Source organism: Vibrio sp. T9, assembly GCF_003123985.1.
Lineage (GTDB): Bacteria > Pseudomonadota > Gammaproteobacteria > Enterobacterales > Vibrionaceae > Vibrio > Vibrio diabolicus.
In genome coordinates, this window is record NZ_NIGY01000002.1 from 105,570 (window position 1) to 125,292 (window position 19,723).

Genomic DNA, 19,723 nt, shown 5'->3' on the forward strand with positions numbered 1-19,723 from the left:
GTTCAGGGAGACATACGTGAAACATTGGTTCAGCAAAAGTGCTTGGCTACTAGCAGGAAGTTTACTCTGCGTCCCAGGTGCAATAGCAAACGAATTTAGTGCCAGCTTTAAAGGCACTGACATTCAAGAATTCATCAACATAGTGGGTCGTAATCTCGAAAAGACCATCATTGTTGACCCTTCAGTGCGCGGTAAAATCGATGTCCGCAGCTATGACGTGCTTAACGAAGAGCAATACTACAGCTTTTTCCTTAACGTACTCGAAGTATACGGCTACGCCGTCGTAGAAATGGACAACGGTGTACTTAAGGTTATCAAAGCGAAAGACTCAAAAACGTCAGCAATCCCTGTATTAGGTGATGGCAGCGCGCAAGGCGACAGCGTTATCACTCGAGTTGTTGCGGTGCGTAATGTGTCGGTTCGTGAGTTGTCTCCTCTACTTCGTCAACTGATTGATAATGCTGGTGCTGGTAACGTAGTTCACTACGATCCTGCGAACATCATCTTAATCACAGGTCGTGCGGCGGTCGTAAATCGCTTAGCAGAAATCATTAAGCGTGTTGACCAAGCGGGTGATAAAGAAATTGAGCTGGTGGAACTGCGCAATGCTTCTGCTGCTGAAATGGTGCGTATTGTTGAAGCACTGAATAAAAGCACCAATCAGAAGAGCACGCCTGAGTTCCTTGAGCCTAAAATTGTTGCTGATGAACGCACCAACGCGATTTTGATTTCTGGCGATCCTAAAGTACGTGCGCGTCTGAAGCGATTGATTCGTCAACTTGACGTTGAAATGGCGACCAAAGGTAATAACCGCGTGGTTTACCTGAAGAACGCGAAAGCTGAAGATTTGGTGGATGTATTAAAAGGTGTCTCCGATAACCTACAAGCTGAAAAGCAAGTCGGCCAGAAAGCCTCAGGTGCCCAGCGTGGTGAAGTGGTGATTGCTGCGCACGCAGCGACCAACGCCTTAGTATTAACGGCTCCACCAGATATCATGAATGCGCTACAAGATGTTATTGCTCAGCTTGATATTCGTCGTGCTCAAGTCTTGATTGAGGCGCTGATCGTTGAAATGTCAGAAGGTGACGGCATTAACTTAGGTGTTCAGTGGGGCTCACTGGAAACCGGTGCGGTGATTCAGTACGGTAACTCTGGTGCACCGATTGGTCAGGTAATGGTTGGTCTAGAAGAAGCAAAAGATCAAACTCGAACTGAATACTACACAAATGCGAATGGCGAACGAACGCCATATGATGTTACTGAATCTGGTGACTATTCTACTCTTGCATCGGCACTGAGCGGTGTTAACGGTGCTGCGATGAGCATCGTGATGGGTGACTGGACTGCTTTGGTCAGTGCGGTAGCGACCGACTCCAACTCAAACATTCTATCTTCTCCAAGTATCACTGTAATGGATAATGGTGAAGCATCATTTATTGTTGGTGAAGAAGTGCCTGTTATCACAGGTTCTACTGCTGGCTCAAACAACGACAATCCATTCCAAACGGTTGATCGTAAAGAAGTTGGTATCAAGCTTAAGGTTGTGCCACAAATTAACGAAGGTGACTCTGTTCAGTTAAATATCGAGCAAGAAGTGTCCAATGTATTAGGTGCAAACGGTGCGGTTGATGTTCGCTTTGCTAAGCGTCAGCTAAATACCTCAGTCATGATCCAAGATGGTCAGATGCTGGTTCTTGGTGGCTTGGTTGATGAACGTGCACTTGAAAGTGAGTCAAAAGTACCGCTACTGGGTGACATCCCAGTGCTTGGTCATTTGTTCAAATCAACCAGCACGCAAACAGAAAAGCGTAACTTGATGGTGTTCATCAAGCCGACGATTATTCGTGATGGTATGACCGCAGACGGCATTACACAGCGCAAATACAACTTTATTCGCGCAGAGCAGCTCTACAAAGCGGATCAAGGATTGAAGTTGATGGCTGACGAGAAGATCCCAGTCATGCCGGCCTTTGGTCAGGAGCGTCAGCACCCAACCGAGATCCAAGCGTTTATTGATCAGATGGAAAATAACTAATGGTTGATATGTTAGACACAGCGCCAAGTATGCGTCGTCTGCCATTCAGTTTTGCCAATCGCTTTAAACTGGTGCTGGAGACAGAGCATCCTGAGCGTCCGCCCATTCTTTACTATGTCGAGCCGCTCAACCCAGCGGCTCTGGTCGAAGTCCGTCGTGTGCTGAAGAAAAGCTTCGTACCGCAGCCTATCGATAAAGAAGCCTTTGATAAAAAGCTGACCGAAGCCTATCAACGTGACTCGTCTGAAGCGCGTCAATTGATGGAAGACATCGGTGCCGATAGCGACGACTTTTTCTCATTGGCTGAAGAGCTGCCGCATGATGAAGACTTGCTAGAGTCAGAAGACGATGCACCAATCATTAAGTTGATCAATGCGATGTTGGGTGAAGCAATTAAAGAAGGGGCGTCGGATATTCATATCGAAACTTTCGAGAAAACCCTTTCGATTCGTTTCCGTGTCGATGGCGTATTGCGTGAAGTGCTCACTCCAAGTCGTAAGCTTGCACCACTGTTAGTGTCGCGAGTGAAGGTCATGGCGAAGCTGGATATTGCAGAAAAGCGTGTACCTCAAGATGGTCGTATCTCGCTGCGTATTGGTGGTCGTGCGGTTGATGTGCGTGTTTCTACAATGCCGTCGTCACATGGTGAGCGAGTCGTTATGCGTCTGTTGGATAAAAACGCGACGCGTCTCGATTTGCATAGCTTAGGTATGACGCCTTCCGTGCACGACAATTTCCGTCATCTTATTCAGCGTCCTCACGGTATTATCTTGGTCACCGGCCCGACGGGTTCTGGTAAGTCGACGACTTTGTACGCTGGCTTGCAAGAGATCAACAGTAACGAACGCAATATCTTAACGGTTGAAGACCCGATCGAATTTGACATTGATGGCATCGGTCAGACTCAGGTGAACCCGAAGGTCGACATGACTTTTGCGCGTGGCTTGCGTGCTATTCTGCGTCAGGACCCTGACGTGGTGATGGTCGGTGAGATCCGTGACTTAGAAACCGCACAAATTGCAGTGCAAGCGTCCTTAACGGGTCACTTAGTAATGTCGACCCTTCACACCAACACCGCTGTTGGTGCGATCACGCGTCTACGCGATATGGGCATTGAGCCATTCCTTATTTCTTCATCGTTATTAGGTGTGTTAGCACAGCGCTTGGTTCGTACGCTTTGCCCGAGTTGCAAAGAACCGTATGAAGCCGATGCTGAACAGAAGAAACTGTTTGGTATGGAAGCACATGAACCACTAGAGCTACACCGTGCTAAGGGCTGCGAAGCGTGTAACCAAAAAGGCTACCGAGGTCGAACAGGTATCCACGAGCTCATTATGGTCGATGAGCAAGTGCAAGAATTGATTCACCGAGAGTCTGGTGAGCAAGAAATTGAGAGAGCCGTTCGCGCCCATACGCCAAGTATTCGCAGTGATGGTCTAAGCAAAGTACGTCGCGGTATTACGTCACTTGAAGAAGTGATGCGAGTGACGAAGGAAACCTAATGGCGGCATTTGAGTACAAAGCGCTAGATGCAAAAGGCAAGCATAAAAAAGGCACGATAGAAGGGGACAACGCCCGACAAGTGCGCCAGCGACTCAAAGAGCAAGGGATGATCCCGATTGAAGTGGTTGAGACGAAAGCTAAATCGGCTAAGTCTTCAGGCTCAGTCAGCTTTAAGCGCGGCATCTCAACATCTGAGCTGGCACTAATCACACGTCAATTGTCTACGTTAGTCCAATCAGGTATGCCTCTGGAAGAATGTTTGCGCGCGGTCTCTGAGCAGGCTGAAAAGCCGAGAATTCGTTCTATGCTGGCTGCGGTTCGCTCGAAAGTAACCGAGGGTTATCCGCTCGCCGACAGTTTTGCTGATTACCCTCACGTGTTTGATGAGCTCTATCGCTCCATGGTTGCGGCGGGTGAAAAGTCAGGCCATCTTGATACGGTATTAGAGCGTTTGGCGGACTACGTCGAAAACCGTCAGAAGATGCGTTCCAAACTGCTTCAAGCCATGATTTACCCGGTGGTTTTAGTGGTGTTTGCGGTTGTTATTGTTTCTTTCTTATTAGCGACAGTGGTACCCAAAATCATTGAGCCAATCATTCAGATGGGACAAGAGTTACCTCAGTCAACACAGTTCTTACTGGCAGCCAGTGAGTTTGTGCAAGATTGGGGGCTTATCATCTTCGTCGTGCTGGTGGTGTTTTTCTATGGGCTCAAACTGGCGTTGCAAAAACCAGACTTTCGCTTAGCTTGGGATAGAAAAATCTTGAGTCTACCGCTATTGGGCAAAATCTCTCGAGGTTTGAATACCGCACGATTCGCACGAACACTTTCGATTTGTACTTCCAGTGCGATTCCAATTCTAGAAGGCATGCGTGTCGCGGTGGATGTTATGTCTAATCGCTATGTGAAGCAGCAAGTGTTACTTGCTGCAGATAACGTTCGAGAAGGTGCCAGCCTGCGTAAGGCGTTAGATCAAACTCGTCTGTTTCCACCAATGATGCTACACATGATCGCCAGTGGTGAGCAAAGTGGTGAATTGGAGAGCATGTTGACGCGTGCTGCCGATAACCAAGATCAAAACTTTGAATCTACAGTCAATATTGCGTTAGGCGTATTCACTCCGGCATTAATTGCCTTAATGGCTGGATTAGTGTTGTTCATTGTGATGGCGACCTTGATGCCAATGCTAGAAATGAATAACTTGATGAGCGGATAAATTCGAATTAAGACGTGTCTACTTACGGCATGGCTTGAATCTAACTTTCGGAGAAAAAAATGAAATTTAAACGTAGTAAACAACACGGTTTCACACTTTTAGAAGTGATGGTTGTTGTCGTTATCCTTGGTATTTTGGCAAGTTTCGTTGTTCCAAACCTATTGGGTAACAAAGAGAAGGCTGACCAACAAAAAGCGATTACGGACATCGTAGCGCTGGAAAATGCCCTAGATATGTACAAGTTGGATAACAGCGTTTACCCAACGACAGACCAAGGCCTGGAAGCATTAGTTAGCAAGCCTTCTAACCCAGAGCCTCGCAACTACCGTGATGGCGGTTACATCAAACGTCTTCCTAATGACCCTTGGGGTAACCAGTACCAGTACCTAAGCCCAGGTGATAACGGTACGATTGACATCTTCACTCTAGGCGCAGATGGCCAAGAGGGTGGAGAAGGTCCAGCTGCAGATATTGGCAACTGGAACATGCAAGATTTCCAATAAATAGAGCCTAAGCCAGCACTAATGAAGCAAATGCGAAAACACAACGGTTTTACATTGATAGAAATTCTATTGGTGCTGGTTTTGCTATCTCTCACGGCAGTGGCCGTGATCTCGACATTACCGACCAGCCAAAAAGATCTTTCCAAACAGTATGCTCAAAGCTTTTTTCAGCGTTTACAGCTGCTTAACGAAGAAGCCGTACTAAGCGGTAAAGATTTTGGCGTTCGAGTGGATGACGCTAAATCGACGTACGCTCTACTGAGTTTGACCGCGGAAGGTTGGCAGCCTCTTGAGTTAAAGCAGATTCCGAGCAAAACCAAGTTGGAAGATGACATTACGCTACTGCTCGAGCTAGGTGGCGGTGCTTGGGATAATGATGATCGCCTATTCAAACCGGGCTCTCTTTTTGATGAAGACATGTTTGCTGAAGAAGAAGACGACGAAAAGAAAGTTAAGCCACCGCAAGTGTTTATCTTTTCCAGTGCAGAAGTTACGCCATTTACTCTGTCTTTTTTTCCGCAAAATGGTGACGCCTTTAATGACGGCTGGCGAGTCATCGGCAAAGAAAGTGGACAAATCTTGTTACTAGCGCCGGGCGAAGAAGTGAAAGAGGATGAGAATGCGAAATTCTAAGCAAGCTCGCCCACATTGGAGTCATCGCCGGACGAGAGGCATGACACTACTGGAAGTATTGGTCGCACTGGCTATTTTCGCCACCGCTGCCATCAGCGTCATTCGCTCGGTGAGCCAGCATATTAATACGATCAGTTATTTAGAAGAAAAAATGTTTGCAGCCATGGTTGTGGATAATCAGATGGCCAACGTGATGTTGAGTACCAGTGAACTTAAAGTAAAGAACGGCACAGAAGAGCTGGCTGGGCGCACTTGGTACTGGAAAATCACGCCTGTTGCCACCACGCAGCCATTGCTGAAAGCATTTGATGTGAGCGTCGCGCTCGAGAAAAACGCGAGCCCAGTCGTGACGGTACGAAGTTATGTGGCGCAATAAGAATCCACGCGCAAGTAAGCGCCAACTGGTAAAAGGTTTTACACTTATTGAAGTGTTGGTCTCGATTGCCATTTTTGCCAGTTTAAGTGTCGCCGCGTATCAAGTGGTATCGCAAGTGCAGCGCAGCAATGCACTATCACAAGAGCGAACTCAGCGCTTAAATGAAATTCAGCGCGCCATGGTGATGATGGATAATGACTTTCGTCAAATGGCGATGCGCCAAACGCGGACAAATGGTGAAGAGCCCGCGAGCCAACTGATTTTTTGGTCAGATTACTTGCTCGACTCCGACACTAAAGGGCTAATGTTTGCTCGTTTAGGATGGCACAACCCTCAACAGCAGTTTCCCCGAGGGGAGGTCACCAAGGTTGGCTATCGTTTAAAAGAAGAAACATTACAACGAGTATGGTGGCGCTACCCTGACACGCCAGTGGGTCAACAAGGCATCGTTACCCCATTACTAACGCAGGTCGAATCGTTTGATATGCGTTTTTACGATGGTAAACAATGGAAAAAAGAGTGGGATGACGAAAAATCGCTACCGAAAGCGGTTTCTGTGATCCTTACTCTCAAAGATTATGGAGAGATTGCCCGCACCTATCTGACTCCTGATGGCACATTGAGTCAGAAAGAAGGAAGTTCAGGAGGCAGCAATAATGGTTAATCGTCAGCGCGGTGTCGCTTTGATTATTGTGCTGATGTTACTGGCGATTATGGCGACAGTTGCCGCCAGTATGTCGGAGCGTTTGTTTTTGCAGTTTCAGCGGGGCGCCAATCAAGTTAACTACCAGCAAGCGTATTGGTATAGCCTTGGGGTAGAGGCGTTGGCAAAAGTCGGTATCGAGCAAAGCTACAAAGACACCGATACGATCAATATGAGTCAGCCGTGGGCAATAAAAGAACAAGTCTATCCGCTAGATTATGGTCAAGCGGCGGGACGAATTAGAGACAAACAAGCGTGCTTTAACCTCAATGTATTGAGCCGTGTGCAACCGACGGGACAGCAAATCGCAAGACCTTATTTAGTCAATGTGCTGCAGCGTTTATTGGAAGAATCGGATGTTGAATCGTATCAGGCAGAAATCATTGCAGACTCTACCTGGGAATACATTGATGCTGATGACACCGTTCGCTCCACAACCGGGGTCGAAGACAGCACATATGAAGCGATGAAACCCGCGTATTTAGCGTCAAATGGCTGGATGGCAGATGCTTCCGAGTTACGGGCTGTCTATCAGGTGAGTGGTGAGATTTTCCAAAAATTGGAACCGCTAATCTGCGCATTGCCTAGTGATGATTGGCGTTTAAACGTAAATACGATTGAAGTCGAGCAAGCTCCGATTTTGGTGGCAATGTTCTCACCAAACTTAAGCAGTAGTGATGCGATTCAGCTAATTGAAAAACGCCCATTTGATGGGTGGGATAGCATTGATGAATTTTTAGCAGAGTCAGAAATGGCTGGCTTAAGTGAAGATGTAAAGAAAAACGCCAAAGGCTATTTGGGTGTGGATAGCGCCTTTTTTGAATTGGATGCACAAGTGTTGGTGGATGAATCACGTGTACGTATCCGAAGCCTTTTGCAAAGTACAAATAGAGAGACGGTGACCGTAGTTCGCCGTCGTTTTGGAGGGATCAGTGAGCGAGTTTCTGACCGTTCGGCTGAGTAGCGAACAACAAAGTACCATTCCTTGGGTGGTGTGGTCGACAGATCAACAGGAAGTGATTGCCAGCGGTGAAATCGCCGGATGGGAACACTTAGATGAGTTGATCTCTTATGCAGGTCAGCGCCAAGTTGTGGCGCTATTGGCGAGTAATGATGTGGTCTTGACGCAAGTGGATATACCGCCAGGCGCAACACGTCAGTTCGACGCGATGTTACCATACCTCGTGGAAGATGAAGTCGCGCAGGACGTTGATGGCCTTCACTTTACCGTGTTAGGTAAACAAGCGGATAAAGCGCAAGTGTGCGCTGTTGAACGCGCTTGGATTCAGACCGTATTGCAGCGTTTTTCAAGCCAAGGCATCACCATCAAACGCATCATGCCAGATGTGCTTGCGTTACCTGTTCAGGGAGAGCATAGCAGTGCCGCGATGCTTGGTGATCAATGGTTGATTCGTCACTCAGCGACAGAGGGTGCGGTTGTCGATGCTTCTTGGTTAGACCTTTACCTCTCTTCTTATCTACAAAATCATGAAGGTTGGAAGCTCGATTGCTATAGCTCAGTCCCTGAATCTGCGTTACCTGAAGTATGGGAGCCGCAGCCAGAAGAAATGACCATGGGGTTACTGGCGAAGGGGGTTACAGAAAGCAAAGTCAATTTGCTGACCGGGATCTTCAAGCCTAAATCTTCTTGGGGTAAATACTGGAAGCTCTGGCAAAAAGCCACCATTGCTGCGGGCGTGCTTATCGTTGTTATGGTTGCGCAGCAGTTGCTCGTCGTCCACAAGTACGAAGCACAAGCACAAGCGTATCGTGAGGAGAGTGAGCGTATTTTCCGCCAGGTGTTCCCGAATAAACGACGAATTCCTACCGTTAGTTATCTCAAACGACAAATGGATGATGAAGAGCGCCGCTTATCTGGTGGTGGCGGTCAGCAGGCGATGTTGTCTTGGTTGGCGGCACTGCCCGCGACACTGGGTCAGGTCAGCGATTTGGAAATCACCAGCTTTAAATATGATGGTCAACGTGGCGAAGTGCGAATTCAAGCTCGCAGTTCAGACTTCCAACCTTTTGAGCAGGCTCGCGTGAAATTGGCAGAGAAGTTTAATGTTGAGCAAGGACAGCTGAACCGTAGCGATAACGTTGTGGTTGGCAGCTTTGTTTTGAAGCGTTTGTGAGGTGATGATGAAAAACTTAATTTCTCAAGCTCAGGTTTGGTGGAGCAGCATCTCACAGCGTGAGCAGCGTTTGGTCATGGGATGTGGCGCTATCGCCGTTGTCGGCATTATTTATTGGGGGTTGCTACAGCCAATGAGCCAACGTGCGGATCTAGCTCAATCACGTATTCAAAGTGAAAAACAGTTGCTGGCTTGGGTACAAGATAAAGCGGATGGCATTACTGCACTGCGCAAAAGCAGCGGTGTGAGCTACTCTAGCCAACCGTTGAATCAACTGGTTTCTTCTTCAGCCCGTCGTTATAAAGTTGAGTTGATTCGAGTACAACCTCGCAATGAGAGTGTTCAGGTGTGGATCAAACCACTCGCGTTTAATCAGCTGGTGGATTGGTTACGTTACTTGAAAGAGCAACAGGGTATTGAAGTCGAATTTTTAGATATCGACCGAACGGATCAAGCGGGCATGATTGATGTGAACCGCCTTCAGTTTAAGCGAGGTTAAGGTGAAGCGAGCAGTACTTTACGTTGTTATCTTTATCGTCTTTTTTTCAGTCAGTCTTTTAATGGGGTTACCCGTTTCTTGGGTGTTACAGCAAGCACCAACCGTGAGAGGACTAGACATTCAGGGGGCCAATGGCTCTGTATGGCAAGGTCAAGCTTCTAGTGTTCGTTGGCAGCGCCAGAACCTTGGAGAAGTTAATTGGGATTTCCAGTGGTCGAGTCTACTAACTGGTAAAGCTGAGTTTGCCGTACGCTTTGGTCGTGGTAGTGAAATGGACGTTCGTGGTCGCGGTTTTGTTGGCTATAGCTTGAGTGATGGCCCTTATGCCAAAAACTTAGTTGCCTCGATCCCGGCAGTAAAAGTTGTTGAGCAAGCACGTCTCCCTGTTCCCGTCGGCGTTGATGGGCAACTTGAGTTAAATATTCGTCATGCGACTTATGCCGCGCCTTGGTGTAAGAATGGTGAAGGCACTTTAGTATGGAATGCCAGTGGTATTCAAAGCCCTGTTGGTAGTCTAGAACTCGGTCCTGTGATTGCCGATCTAAACTGTCAGGACAGTGTGTTGACGGCTGCAGGTGAGCAAAGCAGTAAACAAGTCTCAGCGGCGTTCTCGGCAGAGCTGATGCCTAATCAGCGATACTCAACCAAAGCCTGGTTTAAGCCAGGAGCTGAGTTCCCATCCAGCATGAGTGAGCAACTGAAATGGTTGGGCAAGCCGAACCCTCAAGGTCAATACGAGTTTAATTACCAAGGTCGCTTCTAACCTATCATGACAAAAACCAAAATTCTCAAAGAGCTGCGATTGTGCAGCTCTTTTTGCTTTTGGAACATAGTAGGCGAAACCCTCTATTCGCTGTACAAAGATCGTGGTGATAATAGGATGTAATTATAAGATCTTGATTTTAAAGGGATGTTTTTCTTGTGTTCAGCGCTTTAAGCGATTGGAACATAGTAGGCCAAATGCTCCTAACGCTGTACAAACAGGTCAAAAAGAAAAGGCCACGAACATATTCGTGGCCTTTCTATTGCTAGAATTTTGTGTTCTAAATTTTACCGATAGGGGCTTAATCTTTGCGTTGTAAAATCTCATTCCAAGGTAAATCCGCATCACCAAGCACAATAAAGTTTGGGTTCTCTAGCGTTTCCCGCTCGTTATATGACAGCGGCTCCAATTGCGTGCTGAGAATGCGACCGCCCGCTTCTTCAACAATGCATTGTGTCGCAGCGGTGTCCCACTCACCTGTTGGGCCTAGTCTGAGATAGCAATCTACCGCGCCTTCTGCAACAAGACACGCTTTTAATGCCGCAGAGCCGAGCGGAATTAAATCGTAATTCCAAGCACTGCTCATGCGGCTAGTGATGCGATTGATATCTTGACGGCGGCTAATAGCAATCGCGATGCTTTGCCCTGGCTGCTCGTGTTTGTGCGTATGGATTTTTACGCTGTCCGACATGTCGGGAATTTTCCAAGCACCTTTGCCACTATAAGCGTAATAAGTCACGCCAGAGACAGGGCCATAAACGACCCCCATGGTTGGTTTGTTGTTGTCGACCAGTGCAATAATAGTCGCAAAGTCGCCGCTGCGAGCGATGAATTCTTGAGTACCGTCAAGAGGGTCGACTAACCAATACCGTTCCCACTGAGCTCGTTGCTCGAGGCTGATGTCTGCGTCTTCTTCTGACAATACGGGAATGTCGGGTGTGAGTTCACTCAAGCGTTCTGTGATGAGCTTGTGAGCCGCGATATCTGCGCTCGTTACCGGAGTCTCGTCACTTTTTGTGTAGGCCTCGTACTGTTTTTTTTCATATATTTCGAGGATCATTTGCCCGGCACTACGGGCAATTTCGATGACTTGAGGAAGCAGGTGAGATAGATCTTTTGTCATTGGCATAAGTGATAGTCCTTACTCACAGTATTATTCGGTTCTCATGACCGTTATTGGTTATGTTTGTGAGTGGTGTTTGGTAAGTGTTTCAGTGCCAACATTAGCGCGGTGATGCTTCGTGCTTCACAGAAATCCATGTGAGTTAATAACTCTTCGGCTTGCGCAAGTGGCCAACGCACAATTTCCAGTGGCTCAGGCTCATCGCCTTCTTGCTTCTCTGGATAAAGCGCCTGTCCTAAAAATAGAGTCATTTTGCTCGAAAAGTAAGACGGCGCGAGGATAACTTGTTTCAACGGAGTCAGCTGATTGCAGCCAAAGCCGATTTCTTCTTTTAACTCTCGATCCGCAGCTTGGTGTGGGGTTTCACCTGGATCAATCAACCCCTTCGGGAAGCCCAACTCGTAGCGTTCAGTCCCAGCGGCGTATTCACGTACCAGTAATAAATCACCTTGCTCAGTCACAGGAACCACCATCACCGCATCGCGTCCACTTGGCTTCATGCGTTCATAAGTACGGTGTTCACCATTGGAAAAACGAAGGTCGAGCGCTTCCACGGCAAACAGTTTGGATTTTGCGACCGTTTGGCATGAGAGTATCTCTGGTGGGGTCCGTTTCGACATGGCGCTGGCTCCTTGGTGTCGTTGGCGTTTACGAGATGCGTAAGATTCTTAATATATGAGAACTCCGCCCGAGTTTCTAGCGGATTTTGCGGGCAGAACTAAGCATCTCAAGGTTACCTCAGTATCGATACAAAAATGGGAGACCGAAGCCTCCCATTTTCTGACCGTATTTACTCTTAGTAGTAAGAGTGATCACCACGGTCATGTTCTGTAGCATCACGAACTGCGGTGAGTTCACCAATGAACTGGTTTAGCAGTTCTTTCTCGATGCCTTCTTTTAGTGTTACGTCAACCATAGAACAGCCATTACAGCCGCCACCAAATGCAACAATAGCAATGCCGTCTTCAGTGATCTCAACCAAGTTTACGTGACCACCGTGGCCAGCAAGCTGTGGGTTGACTTGAGTTTGGATAACGTATTCAACGCGCTCAACCAGTGGCGCGTCGTCCGCAACTTTACGCATTTTAGCGTTCGGAGCTTTTAGCGTTAGCTGAGAGCCCATTTTATCGGTAACAAAATCGATTTCAGCGTCTTCAAGGAATGGCAGGCTTAGCTCATCCACGTAAGCTGAAAAACCGCTGTAAGGGATTTCAGTGTCGGTCGCTTCTACTGCTTCTGGTGGGCAGTAAGACACGCCACACTCAGCGTTTTGTGTACCTGGGTTCACAACGAAAATACGAATGTTAGTCCCTTCAGGCTGTTGACCTAAAAGGTTAGCGAAATGCGTTTGCGCAGTTTCTGTAATAGTAATATTTGACACGACGAATACCCGAGTAAATTTGTAGGTTACTGCTGCTATTCTACTCTTGTTGACGTATGGGTCTAGTCTTTTTGATGCTAAGGCATGGCGAAGCGATCTAGAGAGAACGAGGAGCAGGTGTTCTGCAGATGCAGTAAATATCGATGCTTTCTACGCCAACTTCAAGTAGTAAATGACATAATTGTCGGACGGTACTGCCTGTGGTGACTACATCATCGACGATGGCAACATGGGAAGATTGCGGTCGCTTATTGAGAATAAACGCGCCTTTTAAGTTTTGTTCACGGCTTGCTTTGGTATTACCACGCTGTGATTGAGCGAGCTTTACTCGACGAAAGACCTTCGCATCAAAATTGGTCTGCAATTGCTTGGCGAGGTGTCGGGCTAAAATATCACTTTGATTAAAGCCCCGGCGCAGGTAACGCTGCCAGTGCAATGGCACACTGGTAATGATTGGAGCTGGCGTGGTGATGCGCTGTGCCAGTTGCTCGGTTAATGCTTTTACATGCCAAGACTCTCCGTGATCTTTAAAGCGTTGTACTTCCCGTGAAAGGGGAAAGTCGTAATCGCCTAACGTGTATAGCCTTTGCCATGGCGGTGGCTCTGAAAGACATTCACCACAAATACTATCCGTACTCATTTCTTCTTTCTGTAATGATAAACCGCAGCGTTGACATCGTTTTACCGGAGTTAGGTATTTTAAACAGTGCTCGCACCAGCGCAGAGTATTTGTGTGGCTTGGTGTGTGAATAGGGAACCGACACAGACCGCATTGACTGCTCAACACGCGATGCATGATGTTTTGCCAGTGATGAGATAACATAGCGCTTATTCATGGTGATATTTTACTCAGCCTAACGCTTGGCTGATGGCGTAGGGAATAAAATAAGTGGGAGAGATTGAGAGCATGAGCACGAAATTACATTGGCAGTCGTTTGGTGAAGGACCTGATCTGGTGTTGTTACATGGTTGGGGTATGAATGGCGCGGTTTGGCAGCAAACCGTCGAATCACTTCAAACCGATTTCCGTGTTCATGTTGTTGACCTTCCGGGCTATGGACACAGTGCCGAGCATCATGGTGAAGATTTAGACCATATTGCTAACTTGGTCGCGCAAAGTGCGCCAAAGAAAGCGATTTGGCTTGGCTGGTCCCTCGGAGGCTTAGTGGCGACGCATGTCGCATTAAACATGCCCGAGCGTGTGACTAAGTTGATCACCGTAGCCAGTTCACCAAAATTTGCCGCAGAGAAGCCTTGGCGCGGTATTCAACCGAATGTACTGAGCGCGTTCACCTCTCAGTTGTTAGAAGATTTTTCACTGACCATTGAGCGCTTTATGGCGTTGCAAGCGATGGGCAGTCCATCTGCACGCAAAGATGTGAAACAACTCAAGCAAGCGGTACTGTCGCGCCCTCAGCCAAACCCTGAGTCGCTGTTGGTTGGGCTAAACATCCTTGCTGATGTGGATCTGCGCGATGCATTGACGTCTCTTTCTGTACCAATGCTGCGTCTTTATGGTCGTTTGGATGGATTGGTGCCGATTAAAGTGGCGAATGATTTAAGTGAACAGTTACCTCATACTCAGCAGTTTGTTTTCAATCAGTCCTCTCATGCGCCCTTTATGACCGAACATGACGAGTTTTGTGCCCAAATTCGAGAGTTTGCTCACGATTAGTCAAATACAAGCGGAAAAAGCTCAAGCTGTTTAAAAAGTGGTCGATATAAAGGTTGGTGAGGTTTTATTAGCCAATAAAGCTAAGCCATATTGACGAGTTGGGCGACTCTGAGGAGGGTTCGCAATGATTGTGTCACCGACCAACGTAAGTGTGCCACTGATCGCCCCATCCGTGAATGTGCAGACGGAACAAGCAGCTCGCGACAATAAAGTCCGAGAGCCTGTGACGCCAACGGTCGCATTGGCCAAAACCAATGCAGAGCGAAAAGTAAAAGGTGATGACAAGCGCCGACGTCAGTCTTCTTGGGATCCTTCAGAGCATCCTGATTATGACATGGAAACAGAAGTCGACACGCGTTATCAAGAAGAGCCGGAAGATACACTAGAACGGCTTTTTAGTTTGCTTGCGCTCAAGTCGTACAGTGAAGACCAAGGTAAGGGCTACGCAATTCGTTTTCGCTTACCAAAGCGCATTTTGGATGCTGCGATCAATGAAGGATTAATGGAAAAGCGCAGGAAGGTGATCAAGTTTCATTATGGTCATGCAGTCGCTCCCCATACCCCGTCAGAAGTGATAGCAGTATTATGACGACTCAATATCCTACTCAAACAAAAACGCTCCAAGCAGATTGAACTGATTGGAGCGTTTTCTTTTTAGCTATGAAAGCTCGTTAGCGGTAAGCCTAGGCGAGATTACTTTTTCGCTTTAGCAAACGCTGCCGCAAAAGCACCGCCCATTGCACTGTTCGATGAAGACTCATCGCGGCGAGGCTGACGACGTTGTGCTTGGTCATTACGACGCGGTGCGGCTGAAGAGCGTTGGCTTCGGTTATCTTGACCCGGTTCGTCTTTCATACGCATCGATAGACCAATACGCTTACGCTGTACGTCCACTTCCATCACTTTTACTTTGACGATGTCACCTGCTTTCACGACTTCACGTGGATCAGAAACATAGCGGTCAGTCAGCGCAGAAATGTGGACCAGACCATCTTGGTGAACACCGATATCGACGAAGGCACCAAAGTTGGCTACGTTCGAGACCACGCCTTCTAGGATCATGCCCGGTTCTAGATCAGAAACTGAGTTTACGCCTTCTGCAAACGTAGCGGTCTTGAATTCAGGACGTGGGTCACGACCCGGTTTATCCAGCTCTTTGATGATATCGGTAACCGTTGGGACACCAAAGTGTTCATCGGTATAGTCCACAGCGTGTAAGCCTTTGAGGAATGCTGAGTCACCAATCAGTGCCTTGATGTCTTTGCTGTTTTTCTCAGCAATTGCTTTGACTACTGGGTATGCTTCCGGGTGGACTGCTGAAGCATCAAGTGGGTTCTTGCCGTCCATAATACGTAGGAAGCCCGCACACTGTTCGAACGCTTTAGGACCCAAGCGAGGTACTTTCTTCAACGTCGTACGTGCTTCGAAGCGGCCATTTTCGTCGCGGAAGTCGACAATGTTCTGCGCGATGGTGCTTGATAAGCCTGCTACGCGCGTTAATAGTGCGGCAGAAGCCGTGTTAACATCAACGCCAACCGCGTTTACACAGTCTTCCACAATCGCATCTAGGCGTTTTGCCAACATAGATTGGCTTACATCGTGCTGGTATTGACCCACACCGATCGATTTCGGATCGATTTTCACGAGCTCAGCCAATGGATCTTGCAAACGACGCGCAATCGACACTGCACCACGCAGTGATACGTCCATATTCGGGAACTCTTTCGCTGCGAGTTCAGAGGCCGAGTACACCGATGCGCCTGCTTCGCTGACGATGATTTTCTGAACTTTTAGGTTGCCGCGTTTGATTACGTCTGCGACAAAGCCATCGGTTTCACGAGAAGCCGTGCCATTACCAATCGCAATTAAATCCACGTTGTACTTACGCACTAACTGGTCAACGATTTGCGCTGATTTGTCGTATTGTTTTTGCGGAGGGTGAGGGTAGATGGTTTCCGTAGCCAGAACTTTACCCGTTGAATCGACAACCGCGATTTTTGAACCGGTACGCAGACCAGGATCGAGACCAAGTGTTGCACGAGGGCCTGCCGGCGCCGCCATCAACAAATCTTTTAGGTTGGTCGCAAATACTTCAATCGCTTCAATTTCAGCACGCTCTTTCATTGCGCCCATTAGCTCGGTTTCCATGTGCATCGATACTTTGATGCGCCATGCCCAGCTGATCACTTGTTTGCGCCATGCATCTGCTGGTGCGCTACTTAACGTCACACCATAATGGTCAGCAATGATGCTTTCACAGTAAGATTGGCGAGCGCCTTCTTCCTGCTCTGGGTCAGCGTTCATGGCTAAAGTCAGGAAGCCTTCATTGCGGCCGCGCAACATCGCAAGTGCACGGTGAGAAGGGACTTTGCTCAGCGGTTCGTTGTGATTGAAGTAATCTTTGAACTTCTCACCTTCTTGCTCTTTTCCTTCAACGACTCGTGAGACAAGTTCCGCATTACGATTTAAGTGGTTACGGATTTTTTCCAGTAAGTTTGCGTCTTCAGCAATGCGTTCCATGATGATCGCACGGGCACCGTCTAGGGCGGCTTTGATATCTATGATGCCTTTGTCGGCATCAAGATATTTACTTGCTTCGCTTTCTGGCTCGGTTTGCGGATGATTCCACAGCATGTCAGCTAGCGGTTCTAGGCCGGCTTCAATGGCGATTTGGCCTTTAGTGCGGCGTTTAGGTTTGTAAGGTAAGTAAAGGTCTTCAAGACGAGTCTTGCTATCGGCTTGAATAATTTCTTGCTCAAGCTCAGGCGTCAGTTTGCCTTGCTCTTGGATCGATTTGAGAATGGTTTGACGGCGGTCATCCATTTCACGAAGGTAAGACAGACGGCTGTCCAGAGTACGCAGTTGGGTATCATCAAGGCCACCCGTCACCTCTTTGCGGTAACGTGCAATAAAAGGGACGGTGTTACCGTCATCAATTAGGGTGACAGCGGCGTTGACTTGCTCTGGGCGAACATTCAGTTCTTGAGCAATCATACGACAGATAGCTTGGCTCATCCGTGTTTTCTCTTTCAATTCGGTTTGGGTTGTATAGAACATTGGGGTCGTTCGAAGAATTTGCAATGTTTTAAATTAACGAGACAAAAATTTACCGGGCGCTGGTGGACATCAGTCAGATTTGTGTCAAAACTGTAATTAAATTGAGAACTTATATCCGCAACTATCGACTAACCTATATCCACGGTTATTGATATAACTAAATGTACCTCGGCTTATTCGGATAATCATGATGAAAAAAATGTCTTTGGCGTTAGCGCTTACGAGTGCCTTACTTGTCGCCCCGCTTAGTTGGGCACAATCCATATCAGCAACCACACAAGACCCTGTATATCAGCTTGATGACAAGTTGGTGCTTGGACGAGTGGAGAGCGTTTACTACAGTGATATTCCAGAGCTAAAAGCGGTACCATTTATTGGCAAGATTGATACTGGTGCTGACACCACGTCTATGCATGCAGAGAACATCCATGTCAGTAGCTCTCATCCTGACTACCAGAACTTGAAAGACAACGAGTTGTTGTGGGCGATTGTCGATGATTTAGGTGGGACGAAGGCGAAGTGGGATGCCGATACTTTTAAACCATATCAAGTGAAGGTGAGCTTTACGGTTCCTCATCCTTACACAGGAAAAGAAATACAGATTACCGATGATCTGGAGCGAGTGAGCGCCATTCGTAGTCGAACAAGCAAAAAGCCTATTTTACGCCCGACGATAAAAATGCCGATGACGATTGCAGGCCACACCGTTGATACAGAAGTGAATCTGACCAAGCGCACGCAATTCTCTTCTCCTATCTTGATTGGTAAAACCTATCTCGATAACAATGCGTGGGTATTCGCTGGCTACGACTATCTTCAAGAGCAACCAAGCGCAAAAATGATCGGCAAAAAAGAGACGGTGGAAGTCGAGGGCGTGCCATACAAGATCAGCATATCAACCACCAGCCGCTACACCAACGTTCACGCACTGGATATCAAGGTTGATAAAAAGAACAATGCAGTTTCTTTCACGCTAGAAGGTGAAAACGGCAAGCGCCACCCAATGACGTTACCTTTGGTACGCATGCTGAAAACCACTAAGAGCGAGCGTCCGTTGGTCTACTTACCAGTGAAAATCGACGAAAACGAAACTCAACGTTGGTTAGTCTATTTGCGTGACCGCAGTAAGTTCAGTTCACAAATTCGTTTGGGTCAGGATGTCGCGAGCCAACACTTTGTGATTGATACCGACAGAGAAAACCTATTGGGCGGTGTTGAAAAAACGTTCAAGAGCGCACTCAAGTCAAAGCCCCTTGTGATTTCACCGGAAGAACAAGTCACCATTGATGGTTATACCGTTCCTGCTTACCCCACGTTTACGGTGAAAACGCCATTACTGCGTGTAAATGGCTTTGAAGTAACAGAAAAAGGTAAGGATGAATCCGTCACGTTTTATTTAATGAACGATGAGGGTAAAGAAGAAAAAATTACCAAGCCCGTGGTGAAAAAGCTCAAAGTGGGTAGCACTGTGCGTCCCGTTGTTGATGGCGATTTCCTTTTCGGTAGCAAAGAGACATCAATGGAATTTGCACTCGATGTGCTAGATGAAGACGAGACGCAACCATTTTTCGTTTTTGGTCATGACATCGCCAAAGGCGGTGTGCTGCTGAATACTCGCGCCGACCATTTACTAGATGCAAGGCCACTTTTCAAAGCTGGTCATATCGAAGTGGCTGAAGTGGAAGGGATGTCTTTCCCTGTTAAATTGGACACTGGTGCTGACGTGAGCTCGATTAATGCCAAGGACATCAAGCGCTTTCAAAAAGACGGTAAAGATATGGTGAGCTTTACTTATGAAAACGATCTAGGCATGACCAAGGCGTTTACCCGTGAGGTGGTGGATGTCATGCGTATAACGGCCAAAAAAGGAGAAAAGGCCAATGAACGGCCTGTAGTAGAAATGCACGTTAAGCTTGGCGAGTTAGAGAAGAAGATCCGAGTCAATTTGCAAGACCGAGGTCGCTTCCATTACAGCATGATTTTAGGTAAAAACTTCCTAAAACATGGCGCGGTTGTTTCGAGTGATACGAATTACATCGTGACGCAAAAACCAGATTACGAAAAGTAGCACTCTGGCCGCCTTATTATCTTGATACCCAAAGCCCGAACGAAGCCAGTGCT

General features: G+C 47.5%; 19 protein-coding genes. 14 read left to right on the top strand and 5 right to left on the bottom strand.

Annotated features, from left to right (window positions below; translation table 11 throughout):
• Window positions 1–16 precede the first annotated feature (16 nt).
• From gspD to CBX98_RS04760, 11 genes are read left to right on the top strand one after another with little or no spacing between them, the layout of a single operon-like run.
• Window positions 17–2,035 carry a type II secretion system secretin GspD gene (gene gspD / locus CBX98_RS04710; RefSeq protein WP_005394995.1) on the top strand — a complete coding sequence of 673 codons (2,019 nt, stop codon included), beginning with the start codon at window positions 17–19 and terminating at the stop codon, window positions 2,033–2,035.
• Window positions 2,035–3,537: a type II secretion system ATPase GspE gene (gspE, locus tag CBX98_RS04715; RefSeq protein ID WP_005394994.1), complete on the top strand. Its 1,503-nt coding sequence runs from the start codon at window positions 2,035–2,037 to the stop codon at window positions 3,535–3,537. The genes gspD and gspE overlap by 1 nt, the downstream gene beginning before the upstream one ends.
• Complete coding sequence (gene gspF / locus CBX98_RS04720; protein WP_005394987.1) at window positions 3,537–4,754, top strand: type II secretion system inner membrane protein GspF; 1,218 nt, start codon at window positions 3,537–3,539, stop codon at window positions 4,752–4,754. Before gspE ends, gspF begins: the two co-directional genes overlap by 1 nt.
• Before the next feature lie 59 nt (window positions 4,755–4,813).
• Window positions 4,814–5,257 (top strand): type II secretion system major pseudopilin GspG, encoded by a 444-nt coding sequence (gene gspG / locus CBX98_RS04725; protein WP_005394985.1) that lies wholly within the window; start codon window positions 4,814–4,816, stop codon window positions 5,255–5,257.
• Between the two features lie 21 nt (window positions 5,258–5,278).
• Entirely contained in the window at window positions 5,279–5,890 is a 612-nt protein-coding gene (locus CBX98_RS04730) for a GspH/FimT family pseudopilin (protein ID WP_172605922.1), read from the top strand.
• Complete coding sequence (gene gspI / locus CBX98_RS04735; RefSeq protein WP_162860657.1) at window positions 5,877–6,266, top strand: type II secretion system minor pseudopilin GspI; 390 nt, start codon at window positions 5,877–5,879, stop codon at window positions 6,264–6,266. The genes CBX98_RS04730 and gspI overlap by 14 nt, the downstream gene beginning before the upstream one ends.
• On the top strand, window positions 6,253–6,930 hold the full coding sequence (gene gspJ, locus CBX98_RS04740; RefSeq protein WP_047009392.1) for a type II secretion system minor pseudopilin GspJ: 678 nt from the start codon (window positions 6,253–6,255) through the stop codon (window positions 6,928–6,930). The genes gspI and gspJ overlap by 14 nt, the downstream gene beginning before the upstream one ends.
• The gene (gspK, locus tag CBX98_RS04745; protein WP_048624612.1) at window positions 6,923–7,933 is read left to right on the top strand and encodes a type II secretion system minor pseudopilin GspK; all 1,011 of its coding nucleotides are present in this window, start codon (window positions 6,923–6,925) and stop codon (window positions 7,931–7,933) included. Before gspJ ends, gspK begins: the two co-directional genes overlap by 8 nt.
• Window positions 7,902–9,104, top strand: coding sequence for a type II secretion system protein GspL (gene gspL, locus CBX98_RS04750; RefSeq protein WP_172605923.1), 1,203 nt, complete (start codon window positions 7,902–7,904; stop codon window positions 9,102–9,104). Before gspK ends, gspL begins: the two co-directional genes overlap by 32 nt.
• 7 nt (window positions 9,105–9,111) lie before the next feature.
• Complete coding sequence (locus CBX98_RS04755) at window positions 9,112–9,603, top strand: type II secretion system protein M (RefSeq protein ID WP_172605924.1); 492 nt, start codon at window positions 9,112–9,114, stop codon at window positions 9,601–9,603.
• 1 nt (window position 9,604) lies between these two features.
• Window positions 9,605–10,366, top strand: a complete 762-nt coding sequence (locus CBX98_RS04760) for a type II secretion system protein N (protein ID WP_104971139.1) — start codon at window positions 9,605–9,607, stop codon at window positions 10,364–10,366.
• Window positions 10,367–10,667: 301 nt separating this feature from the next.
• On the opposite strand, the gene cysQ is transcribed toward CBX98_RS04760, so the two are convergent.
• The 4 genes from cysQ to CBX98_RS04780 form a co-directional block, all read right to left on the bottom strand.
• Window positions 10,668–11,495, bottom strand: coding sequence for a 3'(2'),5'-bisphosphate nucleotidase CysQ (gene cysQ / locus CBX98_RS04765; RefSeq protein WP_005394972.1), 828 nt, complete (start codon window positions 11,493–11,495; stop codon window positions 10,668–10,670).
• 44 nt (window positions 11,496–11,539) lie between these two features.
• Window positions 11,540–12,109: an ADP compounds hydrolase NudE gene (gene nudE / locus CBX98_RS04770; protein WP_005394971.1), complete on the bottom strand. Its 570-nt coding sequence runs from the start codon at window positions 12,107–12,109 to the stop codon at window positions 11,540–11,542.
• 176 nt (window positions 12,110–12,285) lie between these two features.
• Window positions 12,286–12,870, bottom strand: coding sequence for a Fe-S biogenesis protein NfuA (gene nfuA, locus CBX98_RS04775; RefSeq protein WP_006741794.1), 585 nt, complete (start codon window positions 12,868–12,870; stop codon window positions 12,286–12,288).
• 97 nt (window positions 12,871–12,967) lie between these two features.
• Window positions 12,968–13,693 carry a phosphoribosyltransferase family protein gene (locus tag CBX98_RS04780; RefSeq protein WP_109168679.1) on the bottom strand — a complete coding sequence of 242 codons (726 nt, stop codon included), beginning with the start codon at window positions 13,691–13,693 and terminating at the stop codon, window positions 12,968–12,970.
• An 84-nt stretch (window positions 13,694–13,777) separates the two neighbouring features.
• Between CBX98_RS04780 and bioH the strand changes: the two genes are divergently transcribed.
• Complete coding sequence (gene bioH / locus CBX98_RS04785) at window positions 13,778–14,545, top strand: pimeloyl-ACP methyl ester esterase BioH (RefSeq protein WP_006741796.1); 768 nt, start codon at window positions 13,778–13,780, stop codon at window positions 14,543–14,545.
• A 124-nt stretch (window positions 14,546–14,669) separates the two neighbouring features.
• Entirely contained in the window at window positions 14,670–15,134 is a 465-nt protein-coding gene (locus CBX98_RS04790) for a hypothetical protein (protein ID WP_005379316.1), read from the top strand.
• Window positions 15,135–15,238: 104 nt separating this feature from the next.
• On the opposite strand, the gene CBX98_RS04795 is transcribed toward CBX98_RS04790, so the two are convergent.
• The gene (locus CBX98_RS04795; protein ID WP_109168680.1) at window positions 15,239–17,560 is read right to left on the bottom strand and encodes a Tex family protein; all 2,322 of its coding nucleotides are present in this window, start codon (window positions 17,558–17,560) and stop codon (window positions 15,239–15,241) included.
• 229 nt (window positions 17,561–17,789) lie between these two features.
• On the opposite strand from CBX98_RS04795, the gene CBX98_RS04800 reads away from it, so the two are divergent.
• On the top strand, window positions 17,790–19,670 hold the full coding sequence (locus tag CBX98_RS04800; RefSeq protein ID WP_104971142.1) for a RimK/LysX family protein: 1,881 nt from the start codon (window positions 17,790–17,792) through the stop codon (window positions 19,668–19,670).
• The last annotated feature ends 53 nt before the right edge of the window (window positions 19,671–19,723 follow it).